Genomic DNA, 15,468 nt, shown 5'->3' with positions numbered 1-15,468 from the left:
ATGATTTGATCTATAGCTTATCGCCATTCTGTATGAGAATTAAGAGTAATAGTTAACTTTTCTGAACAATAAAGTACACTTTATCCGTCTCGTTTCGGAATTTTTTACACCGTGGTGTGTAGATTCATGAGCTACATCTATCTTCTGATACACGAAAAGTTATAATTTATGAAAAAAATCCATTCTTCATGTTACATATGTGAAAAGCTTACGATTCAAAAGAATTTTGAAAGGGGAACGAATATCCCCACTTATTCTTTTTTACTAGATTAATATTCGAAGGTATTCGGAATGAACACCCTCTGGCATCAATTATTTTACTAATCTCAACACTGCTTGGTTTTGTTTATCAATTACAGAATGTATACCATGTTGCTTTAGGGCTTTATGGATGAATACCCTACCCTTCTGTGTCCATAGAGTATTTGCTCAAAATTGTGCAGTGGCTTAATCCTTCTTGTTCTCTTCTTTTTGTTTCATTTTCTAATACAAAAATGTATCCACGGATATGACGCATTAAATTCTTGTGTTCTTTCTCAACCATTTCTGATACATCAACACTGTTTGCTAATAATTGTCCTTCGTTTTCATAGCTGTTAATCTGGAGTCATAATCTTTCATCCTTTTCTATAAATTTGTTTCTTTTTTCATCAATACAATCAAACTTACATTTATTCTTGACCCTTTCCCGCTATTTTCTAATTAACCAATGTTTTCAACTATCTACTTCATCTACCAACTGCTCTCTGTTTGCTTCAAAATAGAGAGACATAAAATACAGCTGATCATCAATAACAAATCCACAATCGTCCTCATCCTTCTTCTTCTTCTTTAAGAAATTATAGAATTTTGTACCTAGGTCATTTTCATGAACAAAGCTGGATAATAATTCGTAGTATTGTTCTAGCTCATAGCCTAATTTATCATTAAGCTTCATCATTTCTTTTAAATCATCCTCATATGCTCTGTCTACTTTCTTTTCATTTTGAGATTCCAAGTAATTTTCTACTCGATCTAGAATAGCTGTTCTTTCTTCCTCAGTAATCATTTCTGCTTCTCTAGGAGAAAATTCTACTACTTTAGTAGATTTCAAATTTTTGTTAATTTTATGATATATTTCGGGATATGTTTCTTTTACCCACTTCTCAACTTCAGATTTGTTTACATCTCCGAATCCAAATTTGATTAATACACTACGTTTGATTTGATCATTTTTCATTAATTCTGTAAAAATTTTCATAATTCTTATTCCTCCTAAAGTAAATGCTGTGCTATCACTTTTCAATTTTTTGTTTTCTTCATGGTTATTAATCTAAGTTTTCACTACAAATTTTTTATACTAATCTTAATACTTTCACTTCTAAAACTACTTATCTCCCTTCAGTTTGATGATTATTACGTTCACATCTATTTACTAACTGAATTTATTGTATCATAAATACACTACAGTGTAAATTACTTTTGTAATAATTTTCGTTTACAATATTACACTTTTAAACCCAATTGCAGTATGTTATTATTTACATATACTTCATTTCATTTTGAAGGAGGGCAAAAATGAGTATTAATAATATCGGAAGAGACATAAAAGCATTACGAACCAAAAGGGGAATTGGATCTAGAGAGTTATCACGTTTGATTGGAAAGGCTGAAACATATATTTCACAATTAGAAAGGGGATTAATTAAGAAGTTAGACTATAATACCGCTTACGATATAATGAAGCATTTAGGATTTACAGAGAGTGGGATTGATGAATTTTTAGACAGCTTTTATCAGATTAAATCCCCCGCAAGGATTGAAGCTGAAGCAGAACAAGGGGTAAATTGGGATGAAGCTAGAGCGGTTAAAATTGAAGAAATGTGGATTCAGAGACAAGAAGACATTGATACAGACCGAGAATATCAAGCAAATAAGTTAGAAAATGATATGATAAATCTTGAAAGTCAATGGATGATGAATCTGTATGAGAAGATGGAAGAAAAAAATGAAGAAATAAAAAAAGAACTTTCGTTTAATATAAACAAAAACATGCAAACCTTTGAACCTGTTATTAATAACTTATATAGCTTCTTAACATCTATGAGGGAAGATAGAGGAAACTTTGAATTCTTTGTTGGGTTATTTGAAAATGATCTGAGTGTGCTAAATGATAAAAGTAAAGGTAAAATTTTGAGAGCAGTGAAGGAAGAGATGGATAAAACACAGTCAAAATAACAAACAGATTATAGAGCAAGTTCATTTTGTTCCCAGCTACAAAAAGAGAGCAGCCTTTGCTGCCCTCTATACCCTTTGTTTCCTTGTATTTTTTAGTATGCTTTTAAAGACACTCCGTTGGATATGTAGGTATAACTTTCAATAATATCCTGCAATTCAATTTTACCCATTCACTCAATAATAGCTGTTATTCAAACAAACATAAATTCGTAATCCACGAGATTCCATTTCGACCCTAAATCTCTTGGATGTCGCAGTTTTTTTCCACTACCATCCTCAAAACATTTAATCTTGCCCTTGTATTCTAGTAATAAATTTTCAACTTCCCTTTTTCTAGTTACATATTTATCCCTATCTCTAACCCAAGCTACTATTATGACATCTGAATCAAAAAATGCCTCTTTTAAATAATTGTTATTAAATGATTCATGAACCTTATCTCGTTGATTTAAAAAATTAGGCTTGGTTGCCCTATACGCAAATAAATTGACAATTGTAATTGAACCATAATGATTCTCCACCAAAAAGTTAGTGACATTCATTACTGTTCTATCAGTTATTAACATATCCGCTTTACTAGGATTCAACATAACAACTGTAGCCTTCGGTTTATTTTCATCCCAAACTCTCGACAATTGATATCTGTATAGACCATCATCAGATAATATCACAGTAGACTTTATTAATTTTTCTATTTTTTTGACCATTAGACTCCCTCCAATCTATAATGGTAATTATACCAAAAGAAGGAAAATATACGTGCTTTATCTTATAAATAAAGCGAAGTGACCCATCAGATGAGTGTTACCGTCCTTCGGGGTCGCTTATATTTCTATCCTCTTACTATCCTTCTCTCTCGTTGGACTTATCATCTCTTTTTAAGTACCAAGAAGTGTCTTATGGTTAACTTTGTTCCCATTACTTAATAGGGGCAAAACTTAGCATTGGTTGGCAGACTCATCTTTAAAACACTAAATTCCCGTTCCGTATCGTACATATTTATAACACAGCTTCGTGTTACTACCATACCTAGAGGTTCATAAGAAAAGCTACCTTGTTACTCTACAACAAAAGAAAAAGAGCAGCTTTTTATGTGACTGCTCTTGATACATTTATACTTCTGTAATATACAGAAGAAAATTAACTGATTTAAGTGTCATACTGTTAGTATCGCTACATATTAAATCTATCATAAATGTAGAGTCTATAAGACGAATTTTATTATCATGCGCAAACCTCTTTGCTTCTTCAGTAAAGCCTGAATGGCTAAAGAAAATTAAATAAACTGGGTTGTGCCTAATATGAACATACTTTTCTTGGTCGAACCTTATAAAAAGGGAATCACCAATTAATTTCCTAATATAACTTGTATCTACTAACGAATCGTAAAACTTTACTTGTGATAAAAGAGAAATCTTTTGGGGCATCAATAAATCCAATAAAAGATTATTAGCTACACTTTCAAAAATGTATTCTCCAGTAATATCAATACCCAAATCATTCGAACTTGTTGTAATGTTTACGTTACTACACTTATAATCTTGTAAAAATAATGCACAAAATTTCTCATATATAATATGACTATTTTGGAATTGCTTTATTTCATTTAGCTTATCTTCTAACATTTGTTTTAAACCATTATCAATGCTAATACCTAAAGTTGACTTTTCTAGGTAACAAGTGAAGTGGTTTGTTATTAAATTAAATTTACTTCTTCCACCTGCTTTTTTTATTTCTTCTTTAAGCACTTTTACAAATTCTTGAAAATCCAAATTGTTACTATCAGCTATAGTGAATATAATATCATCTGGTTCAATACTTAATTTCAAATTCTCAACTACTGAATGGCAATTCTCAAACAGATATTGTGAAAGCTCTTTTTTATTGTCATTAAAATTGTTCATTATGTATTTACTTATTTTTCTTTTTATCCCTAATTTCAGCCTATCCATACTCAATCAACCCTATTTAACTAACTTTTTTTTCTTTACTTCAAGCATTTCTAGACTCTCTGTAATAATTTCTTTTATTTTAATAAGCTCACCCTCCAGTTTAACACTCCATTCAGCAGTTAAAGGTGTTCCAGTTAGATCTCTTTGAATAGAAATCAATTTACTTTTCCATAGTTCTTCTTGAGAAATACCTGAGTCTTCTTTCATATTTTCATGAACTATAGTCCAATTAACTGTTCTATCATTTTTCGTTAAACTAATTAATCTATCTTTTACATCTTCTGGATTTTTTTTATTTTCATCTACAATATGAACAAGAGTATCCCTAAATTGTTTAGTATTAAAACCATCATCCTCCGCGCTTTTAATGATAGCAGGTATATCAATTAATAATTCCCTCTTTAAATCAGAATCAGGATACAATTCTACCAAAGTTTCTTCATCAAGTGTCCATTCAAACTCTAATTTCTCTTCAACTAACCCGAAAAAAGCTCTTAACTCCTTATTTTTGTCTAATCCCTCAAGATATCCCCAATACTTATCTGGAATTGTATCACTAATGTTGTTTATCTCTCGGTAAAAAGCATATCTTAATATAGATTTTCTTACATCACTACTGGACATTCCAAGTTCAAAGGATGTTTCTCGAATGATTGAAACTAAGTTTTTATTTTCATATTTTAGCTTACTAGTGCATAATTCATATAAATGTTTTGCTTTAGAAATATCACTCCACTGCTTTACAACCATTACATTGGCAATACCTTGTGTAACTTTTAATTCGGTTTCAAATTCTTCAGAACTTTCCCTTTCTTCTTTATTAGCTAAAAGAACAGGTATTTTTGTATCTGTTGAATGACTTGTTATTTCCCCACTTTTTAAACATGCTAACCTGTTATTACCTTCCACAACTATGTATTTAGCATCTTCATCATTAAAGTTAAACTTTATCTCATCAGTTAATGTATTAATTTCTCTGACAACTATACGATTAACCCATTTAATATTCTGTTTCATACTAGCTAAGAGTTCTTTTGCAGCCTTTGATTTGAAAATCCTATTCATTACCCCCTTTTGTGTATCATAGGATGAGTCTTCACCAAACCGAGGATTATACGGGTCTAACAATATATCATTAATTTTAATTTCACAATTAATTAATTTCATAGATTTCTCCTTATCCAAAAGTATTTTTTCCAGTTCCATTCAATACTTGAATGGGTATATTAATTATATAAGAGTAATTAATTAAAAGTCAATGCAATATACAAAATATTCAGACATTAAACAAATGTATTGCATTACAAGCTTTTCATTGGGTTCAAAAGCCTTTTACTCTGGATACATTTGATTCAGAAATCTAAACAAAATTATTTCGATATATAAAACATATTGCACATTTGTTACACTTTGAAAATGCTCTACATGAAGTACATAGTCACTTATTGTCCGACTTCTGTTACCGCTCACCTTAATCTGACTTGTAATTACGTCAAGTGCATTTGAAATCAAGATGGAGTCACTTAGAATAGTAGTTTGTTCAGTCATAGCTTTTGAAGCGGTAGAACTGGAAACTGGTATTCCCTCTAATAGTCCTCTTACGTCTACTTCAACATCTAATAATCCTTATCTTTTGGTCATACGAAAAAACCTCCTATATCATTAGTAATGTAGTCGATATACGGTGTAATTTCTTACATGACCGTTATACTGACCGTTTCACTAAACGTTATAGAAGGTTGTCGTAGCTGGCTTTACAGCAGCTTTGTTAGTGTCCCAGGAGAGATTCGAACTCCCGACCGACACCGACGGATTACTTCAATTGGCTTGAACTTATTCTCTTTTGACATTTAAAATAATTCTAAATTCTCATGAACTAGGATTTTCACGTCTTCGCTAACCAGTTCAAGGCAGAGTCTTAGGTATCTGTGAAAGATATACCAGTCTCCACTGCCCATTAAAAATAAACAATCCTTTATCAACACTTCACTGCAATGTTTTTCGTTCATAAAGTCCTTAAGGTTTGCATGCACTCCACCAAAGAGTTAAAGACACTTACAATAAGAAGCAAAGAAACGACACTAGATGGCAACTACCTTGAACAAGTAGATAAAAGTATCGTTTCAGAATGCCTTAAGGAGAAGGGTGGTGAACTTTATACAAATGTTATAAAATTTAATTTTTTATACTTTCCTGTAAATCCACCCATTTTTCTCTCTTAATACAGATAAAAAATTAATTACCTTTCCTTTAGACACTTCTCCATATTCATATTTATAAGAATTACAATAAAAATATGTGGTAACTATATCCGTTTCGTATCGGTAATTTCCCAAACACGTATGTGTGGATCGACGTACTACCCTGTACTTCCATAGAAATTGGGAGTTAATATGTGATAATTACCGCCCCCCATTCCCTTTCTTATACAAAAAAAAAGCAGCACAATGACCCCTTTTAAATGTTCCTTCTCATTTAATTAAATACCTGGCAAGTATTTATAACATCATGCTAAAATAAAGTTAGGAATCCCTTTTGCATGTTTAGAGCAACTTTTAGGAGGTTGTTCAACTGTGAAAGGTAGTATAAAAAAAAATAAACAGACTAGCAAATGGGATTTAGTGTTTGATGCTGGCAAAGATCCTTTAACTGGTAAAAGGAAGCAAATTCTCAGAAGAGGATTTGCATCAAAACAAGATGCAAATGATGAAATGATTAGGTTAAAGGCAGAAATATTAGAAAACGAATTCCTTGATTTGACGCACATGACTTACGGTAAATATATGGAAGAATGGCTTCAAGAAAGAAAAAGCCGTCTACAGGCATCTACCTTTGAGACACACTCCATCTTTTATAGAAATGTCATAAAACCAAGACTCGGTCTTCTTAAATTACAACAAATTGCTCCTATGCAAATTCAAAAATTTGTTAACGACCTAGTTAACGATACGTCTTATTCAGGACACACTATCCATCTCATCTTTCGAATTGTCAGTGCGTCTCTTAAGAAGGCTAAAATCTTGAAGCTTATCAAAGACGATCCTTCTATAGGGATTACTCTTCCAAAGATAAAACGAAAAGAAATAAATGTTTGGTCTTTAGATCAGATCAATTTCTTTATTAGCGAAGCCAAGAAGATAAAACGGCTCACACGCTGCTATATAGGATTTCTCATGTCAATCTTTACAGGGATGCGACAAGGAGAAATTCTTGGAATTAGGTGGAAAGACATTGACTTTGAGTCACAAACAATATTTGTGAGGCAGACGCTTACGCAAAACGCAGAGATTAAGGCAGGAGCAAAGAATGAAGCTAGCGTCCGTTCCATTCACATGCCCAGCAAATTAGTAGACGAATTAAGGACACATAGGAAACAAATCTTGGAGGAAAAGCTTTTACTTGGCTCAAGCTATCGTGACCTTGACCTAGTCATCTGCACAAAAGGCGGAAATCCTATGATACCAAGAAACTTCCGCAAAGAGTTCTATAATTTAACTGAGAAGATTGGACTGCCAAAAATACGCTTCCATGACCTTAGACATACACATGCTACTATCTTGATTCAACAAAATGTAAATGTGAAGCTTATCTCGGAACGGCTAGGTCATGCAGATATTGAAACAACACTCAATACTTATAGTCATGTCTTGCCCGATATGCAGAAGTCCGTCTCTGATAAATTGGACAAAATCATCGGAATGTGATCAAATGTGTGACCGCTACACATCCAAAGTGCCTTAAATGTAGTCATACCAATACTTCAGCTACCTTCCACCCCTACATGCCCGAAGAAGGAATGGTCGAAGAAGGCGAACTGAAAATCCACCAAGCTTCACATGCCCGCTACTTTGAGGATTTCCTGAAGTTCGTCGAATATGGTGAATCGATGCCGGAAATCATGAAAAACCAGGTCATCCACATGGTCCATGAACATGTATCCGCACAATTCGAAGAAAACAGTGACGAACTGCAAAAATTCGAACAGGACCTGGAAATCTGGGAAACCAGTGAAAAGCGGGAAATCCAGGAACGCCTTGAAACCCACCAGGTCGTCGAAGCCACAGCCCAGATTGTCGAGCATACACCTGAAGCCGAAATGCGAATGAAGCTAGGCAGTACATCCGTCAAAGGACTGTTAGCCGATTTTGGAGAAAGCATCCATTTAGGAAAGATTAATGGGAAGTATGTATTAATGATAGAATCCAATACGATAGAGTTCGATAAAGGTGTTTCGCCGATTGAGTTTCATAAGCCGGATGATTTGATGGAGATTGTGGAGAAGATTAGTAGGAAGGTTTGAGATAATCATCTAAAATCATTGATGTACAAGCATTTTCAACATATTTGTGAGCAAAAATGTGAGCAGTTATGTGATCAATATTCGACCTTAAAATACTATTAATACTCTTATATCTAGCTACTAACTTACGTTAGTAGTTTTATTTTTTTCTCAGTTTAAGCAAGCGGATATTTTTTCTCTGTAAATTATAAAAACCCCACTCGTTTAGAATGGAGTCATAACCTTTCATCTTTTCGCCTACTTTTAAATGTTACCAAACCGCAAGGTTTTATTAAATATTGAAGTGTAATCCATGTAGTCATCTGCTTCATCGAATACTGAGATATCTTCGCATTTGTGATTCCAATTGTTTAAATAAGTACTATTTGATTTATACAAAAAGCTCGGTTAGTCAAAAAGCCGAGCTTTTGTTACACTATTTTTTCCATTTTTTAAAGCATTCATAATAACATTCGTAAATATTTTTCGAAGTTAACTCCTTCTACTTTAGGAATTTGCTCCAAGGAGGAATCATTGATAGCCTCTGTCAGGAATGCCACTGCGAGCTGTACGGATTTTTCTAGGTTCTCTCCACCCATCATGCTTCCCATAATCACAGATGCAAATAAATCACCAGTACCTGAATAGCTTTCACCGTTATACTGCGTCGCACTATAAAAGGTTCTACTTCCGTCCAAATACATATTTCCGATAAACTGCTTCTCTGAATCTGCTGACGGTGGATTCATTCCAGTGATGATAACCTGAGCTCCCGTTTCTTGCAGCAACATATTCCCTGCTTCTTCTATCGCTTTAATATAGTCCTCTTCGTTTGAATAGCTATCCAGCTTTTCATAAGATAATCCGGTTAATAAACAGCACTCTGTAACATTTGGTGTAATGACATCTGCACGCTTCACCAGTTCTCTCATAAGTACCAGTAATTCATCGGTAAAAAGTTTATAGACTTCTCCTATATCCCCCATTACTGGATCAACAAGTAAAATGGTTTCTTTTGTATAAAATTTATCTAAAAAATGGAAAATATTATTAATTTGCTCTTCACCAGTAACGAAGCCGGTATAGATTCCATCAAAGGTTACATTAAGCTTGCTCCATTCTTCTATGAAGTATTTCATTTTGGATGTAAAATCTTCACAAAAAAAACTTGGATATCCGGTTTGCGCAGTCAATATGGCCGTTGGTAAAGGGCATGCCTGCACGCCCATGACCGAAAGAACCGGAATTGCAGCTGTTAATGAACATTTTCCAAAAGATGATAAATCCTGTAGTACAGCAACTTTTTTCATAATAACCTCCATATGGCCTATCCACTTTAAACTTTATTTATCTTATCATAAATCAGCTAAAAACAGTCATCTCCTCTCTCTTTTCAATACGTATAATATCTGTATTTTTTTCAACTGACCTCATAGTTTTTTAATAAATTGACACTTTTATAGACACCAGTCTTTTGCTAAAATCAAAGGAAAATTCTAGTTAGGAAGGTTTACAGATATGCAAAATACACAAAGTTATTCAAGGTCAAGTCAAAAAACTATGGATTTAATTATTACCGCAATGTTGATTGCACTTGTGTTCCTATCTACTTTCTTTTTGAATATTAAACTGCCAATTGCCGCAAATGGAGGGTTAGTTCATCTAGGAACAGCTATGCTTTTTATTGCATCTATTTTATTTGGTCCTAAAAAAGCAGCTCTTGCTGGTGCGATAGGAATGGGGTTATTTGATATAGTTGGAGGGTGGACATTGTGGGCCCCTATCACCATTGTGGCGCGTGGTTTGCAAGGATATATAGTTGGTAAAATCGTTTGGTCAAAGGGTCGCAACGGTACTAGCATTGCTTTCAATGTAATAGCAACAATCGTTTCCATTCCATTTATGATAGCTGTTTATTATATTGGTGAAGGGATTCTATACGGTAATTGGATTGCACCTTTAGCTTCGATACCTGGAGATCTCGTTCAAAATATATTAGGAATTATCGTTGCCGTTCCAGTTTGTGTGGCTTTGAAAAAGGTTCCTTATTTTAAGTAAATTCGCTATAAAGGAAAACGTCAAGTAGCCCCCAAATACTACATGAATGGTGTATTTGGGGGCTATGTTTTGTTTGCTTCCCTTTTTATCGGTACTCTGCATGCAGAGGGTAAACTAGATGACCACGACAAGACTTTATCTATTTCATTTTTTCATTCTTAAGTCTTTTAACGTGAGCTCTCAGCCTAATTTGTCGAATTCTACATCTCCAGATCCACCTTTAGTAAAACTAAAGTATAGTTCCGTAAACGCCTTAACCATTAATTCGTAGTTAGGTTCATTTACAAAATAGCCATTTCCTCGCAGTTTTTTCTTGGTTTACTCTTTTTCACATTAGAATAGTCCTTTCAATTAAACTATTTATTCTTTTCCTTATACAAAAACAGCCTACTTTCTTCTTTGGCTATACACTCGAAAAGCTTCCTTCTAAAATATTCATTAATATCGATATTAACCGCTGAAATAACTTCTAGATCGGTCATATCGGCATCATTAAGATTAATTTTCTTTGACTTTTTATCCAATCAATATCACTCTCCTGTCCTACATGATAATCTCCAAACAAAATATCTTATATTCACATTTCACTAAATTATCTATGAAAATATTTATTTAAATTTTAATAATGTTCTACTGGTGCTCCTAAATTATCCAAGTCTTGTGAGATATTTAGAATGATTAAATATCTCCACTCGTTTTTAATTTTTCCTAAGGCCACAACCTGGTGAACCTCTACTTCATCATTTTCATACTCTTTACTAGTCCCGCAAATCTCAGATAAACTTTCTACTAACTCTGTATTATCCCAATTCCTTACATCTAACTGTACGAACTTTTGGCTTTTTTTTATTTTCATTTTCTTCACTCCTAGTTTTTAAAGGATAAGGAATATTGAGTACTCCTAGTTGATTTAGTTGTGTTCATTACAACCCTATGGTTTTTTGTTGATGTATCCTTAGTGCTAATATTAGAATCATAACTCTTAGCATAGTGTACCTGAACTTGACCCGAATTGTCCTTAGTTGTCCACTTATTATCATAGTTGGCCATTGTATCTTCTCTTAATTTTTTCACAATAACATCTTTCCATATTGAGTAGCCTTAGCTGATGATTTTACCTTAGATTAATATTCGGGCTTAATAATGCATAAGAATCGACATATGTTATATTACCGTTAATATTTTTACTATTAATTTACATACATATTTGTTCCATCTTCATACATTGATCCTTTTCGAATTCAGCTGCTCTTGAAGTACATCTAATCCATAAAATTTAATGGTATCTAATAATTTCAACCTCTCAAACTCTGCCCAATCCCAATCTGTTTCTTCTCCATAGGAAATATTAATACTCTAAACATGAACACCCTTACAAATAAAAGTAGAACTAAAAAACGATTAGCACTTTTGTCCATCTCCCTTTGAAACTTAAATTGGCAACAAGTACAATTTATACTACAAAATAATAATTATGTATTTTTTCACTCATCACCCATCGCACCGCACCATTACCATGCTCTATTACCTCACCACACTTACTGCATAGCTTAAGTAGTTGCATACACATCATGTCCTTAACTTCTTAGTCCTACATACACTTTAACTATCGATCCGTACATCCGTACATTTCAGCCAATAGTAATTATGATTAACCATAACCACCAATACTCAATTAGTCTCTCTTTCTGTCATACGGATCATCTCATGTATGAATAGATTCATGGTTAACACATCCTTATTAGACAAATAAAAAAGCCTGAGCATTGCGCCCAGACTCCTATACAGAAATCACTTTTGGTATGTTGGTTTTTTAACTACTATCAAAATCCAAAAGACCATGATTATTGGAATAAAAAATAAATTTAAATTAATTCTTTTATCAACGATAATTGAAAAAACATCGTTGATAATTAAACAAACTAAGCTTAATACAATGCATAAAAGCAAAGAATGTAATGATAATTTCAGCATTTTTATTCTCGAAAAGTCAGGTATGTCAAACAATGTGTTTCCCCCTTAGTTTCGGATATTTTACCAGTATCCTAGTGCTTTACAAGCCTTTTTAACTTTAGGCTTCTTTTTACCCCATTTGTGGCAAGCGGAATAAGCTCCTAATTTATACAAGTCTTGAACTATTAAAGTAGCAACAGTCATCCCAACAACAGCCCCTAATACTTAAAGCCTTTTCGAATCCTGAAGGCAGTCATTATTGGGGACTTTATTAATTCTGTTTTTAATTAAATCCAAACTATGTACGTGATTAATTCTTTTCTTAAAAGTTCTAGTGTCAGTTATCCTTAGAAAGTTCATTAAAAGTACGATGATCTAATTGCAGGATATTACCCTTATCCTCCGGGTTTCTATAGCTTCCTGTGTGGTTAACATTAATGAATATCTCTCTTCTTGAACCGCCCACCCCGTACTTCCGCAATATTTGCCATTGCTAAGAAAGATGAAGGGTCGATTTCTTCAACAATTGTAGTTAATTTGGATTCTTCAAGTCTGGTAATTACACAAAAGATAACCTTTTTGTCCTCTCCAGTAAAAGCACCCTCACCATGTAAGTATGTTACACCCCGTCCTAAGCGGCTATTGATTGCATCACCCATCTCTTTTGCTTCATCGCTAATTATCCACACTGACTTTGTTTCTTCCATTCCAGTAATAACAATGTCAATGGCTTTAGCAGCTATTACATAAGCTAAGATTGAATACATAGCTCTATCCCATGTGTAAACGAATCCGGCAGAACCAAGTATAAATAGATTGATGAACATAACAATTTCGCCAACAGAAAAAGGCACTTTTTTACTTATTACAATCGAAAGTATTTCTGTACCATCAAGAGCACCACCGTTACGAATTACTATTCCCACACCTATACCTAAAAAAATACCGCCAAAAATTGTAGCAAGAAGGATATCTTCGGTGAAGGGCGGGATAGGATGAAAATATGTCGCAAAAATGGAAAGCATTATAATCCCATATACAGTAGATATAGCAAAAGTTTTTCCAAACTGTTTATATCCCAGAAATACAAATGGTAGGTTCAAAAGGAATAGAAAGATTCCCAGTTTTATACCGGTAATGTGAGAAAGCATAATGGAAATACCTGTAATGCCTCCATCAATTACATGATTGGGAATTAAAAAGATTTCCAATCCAGTGGCCATTAGCAAAGCACCAATTGTAATAAGAATGATCCGTTGGATAATTATCAAACGGGGTAACTTTCTATGCTGCTTTTTTTGTGCTTCCGTCAGAAAAATCACACCTTTTTATTATTCATTTATTACTATTATACTCTAATATTAAATCAGGAAAAATAACTTTGAATATAGAAGTTCCAACTTGATTACATCTTCCTAATTTAGCCAAAATAAAACCGCCGCTATTCTTGTTAGCGTTTGATTGTTGTTATTGGTTTTCACATCGTTACACAAGCAACAGTTTTTCTAAGTTCTGAGAATTCCATTCCCTCTAAAAGTAGAATCATCTGCACAATCGTTAGGTGCTGTAGCAAAGTTATCTGATAGATCCACTAACCAATCAGATGAATACTGACGAAGCATTGATAGGAATCACATATGCTGAAGCGTAACATCCTGAAATAGCTCCTGTACCTGATTTTACAGTTTGAATACAATACAGAACTGAACCTGTCTCTAAAATAACATTGATAATGGCATTCTTCTGAATGTATACTTAGTAGGAGATATGCATATCCCTGCATTGACAGGGTTTAGAATGATTCCGCCTTTTATATTAATACGGGATGAGAGTGAGCCAAAATTCCCACCAGCTAACATCCAATAATCGCACCTAAGATATTCAAAAACCTAACGGTATATATACAATATGGTTCAAAATTTATGTAATACCTTCAGAAGAAAATGGAAGTGAATTGATTTCTAATGAAAGGTAGATAGAATACGTCTCCTACTTTACATTTAAACCTATGACTTTATCACTTTTGAACCTAATTCAATGTGGTCACGATCACTCCATCCATATTATCACCAGATATTTCATACTGTTCATTCGCTGGTACTTCAACTTCAATTGTCCCTTTTTGAGAAATGGGATAATATGAAATTGTATATTTTTTCCCTTCAACACTAATAGAAATGCTCTTTTCATCTTTTAAATAATCCAAATATTCTTCCAAAGCTAAATTCATTTCCTGCATAATCGCACTGTGAGGCAAGCCGACATAGCGAATATGCCATGGTTCATATTGAATTCCTGTAATATCCGTTTTATTCGCGGGATAGCGTAAGATAAAGCCGTTTTTCCAAGCATTTTCTTCTATCCACTCTCCTTCAGGTGCTTCTTTCATCTTCATTTGAGTAGCCCCTACATCGAGTGCTAATCCTAAATTGTGTTCGCTATGCCCGGCAGGCAAAGCATAGTCAGCCCCCATCTCCTTGTACAATCTGCTTTGCTCATTAAAGTCTCGATAACCACTGCTAATTAAGAAATTACTAACCCCATCCTCTTCAGCCGCAGCTATCATCTCCGAAAATTTTTCAGCTATTTCTTCTGATAATTTTATTTCATTATTAAGTAGTTGGTACCCGATTGTTGATTCTTTGTTTGTAAATAAATTTATGATAACCGATTGTATACCAGCTTGTTCAACAGCATATTCACTGTTAACCAAAAGCAGATTCCCTTGATGGATCTGCTCTTCTGTAATCTCAATCTTTTGGGAATTTTCAATAGCTGTATTATCATTTTGTTCATAAAGTCGATCCTCTTCTTTATCTTTGGATATCGGTAATATCTTAAAAATAAAAACTAGAAATAATGCAAAAACCAATAAAAATCCCCACTTTTTCATTTTTAGTCTCCTCCTTGATGTAACTTGTTTATAGGATAGGAAAAACTTTTAAAATAAAAAGTGGGGTAAACATTAAATTTTCCTTAAATTTTCACTTGGATTTTATTATTAATCTT

12 protein-coding genes and 1 pseudogene are annotated in these 15,468 nt (G+C 33.5%); 4 read left to right on the top strand and 9 right to left on the bottom strand.

Features of this window, described 5'->3' with window-relative positions:
* Positions 1–715 precede the first annotated feature (715 nt).
* The gene (locus J7I96_RS11780) at positions 716–1,240 is read right to left on the bottom strand and encodes a hypothetical protein (RefSeq protein ID WP_214922831.1); all 525 of its coding nucleotides are present in this window, start codon (positions 1,238–1,240) and stop codon (positions 716–718) included.
* 317 nt (positions 1,241–1,557) lie between these two features.
* On the opposite strand from J7I96_RS11780, the gene J7I96_RS11775 reads away from it, so the two are divergent.
* A complete protein-coding gene (locus J7I96_RS11775; RefSeq protein ID WP_214922832.1) occupies positions 1,558–2,217 on the top strand; it encodes a helix-turn-helix domain-containing protein in 660 nt (219 codons plus the stop codon).
* A 191-nt stretch (positions 2,218–2,408) separates the two neighbouring features.
* On the opposite strand, the gene J7I96_RS11770 is transcribed toward J7I96_RS11775, so the two are convergent.
* From J7I96_RS11770 to J7I96_RS11760, 3 genes are all read right to left on the bottom strand, one after another.
* Positions 2,409–2,924, bottom strand: a complete 516-nt coding sequence (locus J7I96_RS11770; protein ID WP_214922833.1) for a DUF1643 domain-containing protein — start codon at positions 2,922–2,924, stop codon at positions 2,409–2,411.
* Between the two features lie 405 nt (positions 2,925–3,329).
* Positions 3,330–4,169, bottom strand: a complete 840-nt coding sequence (locus tag J7I96_RS11765; protein ID WP_214922834.1) for a restriction endonuclease — start codon at positions 4,167–4,169, stop codon at positions 3,330–3,332.
* 12 nt (positions 4,170–4,181) lie between these two features.
* On the bottom strand, positions 4,182–5,336 hold the full coding sequence (locus J7I96_RS11760) for a hypothetical protein (protein ID WP_214922835.1): 1,155 nt from the start codon (positions 5,334–5,336) through the stop codon (positions 4,182–4,184).
* Between the two features lie 1,406 nt (positions 5,337–6,742).
* Here J7I96_RS11760 and J7I96_RS11755 point away from each other — a divergent pair.
* Both J7I96_RS11755 and J7I96_RS11750 read left to right on the top strand, forming a co-directional pair.
* Positions 6,743–7,873, top strand: coding sequence for a site-specific integrase (locus J7I96_RS11755; protein ID WP_214922836.1), 1,131 nt, complete (start codon positions 6,743–6,745; stop codon positions 7,871–7,873).
* Between the two features lie 50 nt (positions 7,874–7,923).
* Positions 7,924–8,469 (top strand): annotated as a pseudogene (locus J7I96_RS11750) (DUF3898 domain-containing protein); the annotation flags it as partial.
* A 440-nt stretch (positions 8,470–8,909) separates the two neighbouring features.
* Here the strand turns inward: J7I96_RS11750 and J7I96_RS11745 are convergent.
* The gene (locus J7I96_RS11745) at positions 8,910–9,758 is read right to left on the bottom strand and encodes a pyridoxamine kinase (protein ID WP_214768131.1); all 849 of its coding nucleotides are present in this window, start codon (positions 9,756–9,758) and stop codon (positions 8,910–8,912) included.
* A 208-nt stretch (positions 9,759–9,966) separates the two neighbouring features.
* Between J7I96_RS11745 and J7I96_RS11740 the strand changes: the two genes are divergently transcribed.
* Positions 9,967–10,506 carry an ECF transporter S component gene (locus J7I96_RS11740; RefSeq protein ID WP_214768130.1) on the top strand — a complete coding sequence of 180 codons (540 nt, stop codon included), beginning with the start codon at positions 9,967–9,969 and terminating at the stop codon, positions 10,504–10,506.
* Positions 10,507–10,862: 356 nt separating this feature from the next.
* Here J7I96_RS11740 and J7I96_RS11735 read toward each other — a convergent pair whose 3' ends face one another.
* The 4 genes from J7I96_RS11735 to vanY all read right to left on the bottom strand — a co-directional run bounded on the left by J7I96_RS11735 (position 10,863) and on the right by vanY (position 15,352).
* Positions 10,863–11,030 carry a hypothetical protein gene (locus J7I96_RS11735; RefSeq protein ID WP_214768129.1) on the bottom strand — a complete coding sequence of 56 codons (168 nt, stop codon included), beginning with the start codon at positions 11,028–11,030 and terminating at the stop codon, positions 10,863–10,865.
* Positions 11,031–11,125: 95 nt separating this feature from the next.
* Entirely contained in the window at positions 11,126–11,362 is a 237-nt protein-coding gene (locus J7I96_RS11730; RefSeq protein ID WP_214768128.1) for a hypothetical protein, read from the bottom strand.
* Positions 11,363–12,893: 1,531 nt separating this feature from the next.
* Positions 12,894–13,772 (bottom strand): YitT family protein, encoded by an 879-nt coding sequence (locus J7I96_RS11725; protein ID WP_214768400.1) that lies wholly within the window; start codon positions 13,770–13,772, stop codon positions 12,894–12,896.
* Positions 13,773–14,488: 716 nt separating this feature from the next.
* Positions 14,489–15,352, bottom strand: a complete 864-nt coding sequence (vanY, locus tag J7I96_RS11720; RefSeq protein WP_214922838.1) for a VanY-A/VanY-F/VanY-M family D-Ala-D-Ala carboxypeptidase — start codon at positions 15,350–15,352, stop codon at positions 14,489–14,491.
* Positions 15,353–15,468: the final 116 nt, after the last annotated feature.

It is taken from the genome of Bacillus sp. ISL-78, from assembly GCF_018613455.1.
GTDB lineage: Bacteria > Bacillota > Bacilli > Bacillales > DSM-1321 > Peribacillus > Peribacillus frigoritolerans.
The sequence above is the reverse complement of the archived record's forward strand: the minus strand, read 5'-3'. Positions and strand labels throughout refer to the sequence as shown.

Excerpts from the sequence above, each read along its gene's own strand:
- J7I96_RS11780 (WP_214922831.1), bottom strand. The coding sequence starts at position 1,240 with ATGAAAATTTTTACAGAATTAATGAAAAATGATCAAATCAAACGTAGT.
- J7I96_RS11775 (WP_214922832.1), top strand. The coding sequence starts at position 1,558 with ATGAGTATTAATAATATCGGAAGAGACATAAAAGCATTACGAACCAAA.
- J7I96_RS11770 (WP_214922833.1), bottom strand. The coding sequence starts at position 2,924 with ATGGTCAAAAAAATAGAAAAATTAATAAAGTCTACTGTGATATTATCT.
- J7I96_RS11765 (WP_214922834.1), bottom strand. The coding sequence starts at position 4,169 with ATGGATAGGCTGAAATTAGGGATAAAAAGAAAAATAAGTAAATACATA.
- J7I96_RS11760 (WP_214922835.1), bottom strand. The coding sequence starts at position 5,336 with ATGAAATTAATTAATTGTGAAATTAAAATTAATGATATATTGTTAGAC.
- J7I96_RS11745 (WP_214768131.1), bottom strand. The coding sequence starts at position 9,758 with ATGAAAAAAGTTGCTGTACTACAGGATTTATCATCTTTTGGAAAATGT.
- J7I96_RS11740 (WP_214768130.1), top strand. The coding sequence starts at position 9,967 with ATGCAAAATACACAAAGTTATTCAAGGTCAAGTCAAAAAACTATGGAT.
- J7I96_RS11730 (WP_214768128.1), bottom strand. The coding sequence starts at position 11,362 with ATGAAAATAAAAAAAAGCCAAAAGTTCGTACAGTTAGATGTAAGGAAT.
- vanY (WP_214922838.1), bottom strand. The coding sequence starts at position 15,352 with ATGAAAAAGTGGGGATTTTTATTGGTTTTTGCATTATTTCTAGTTTTT.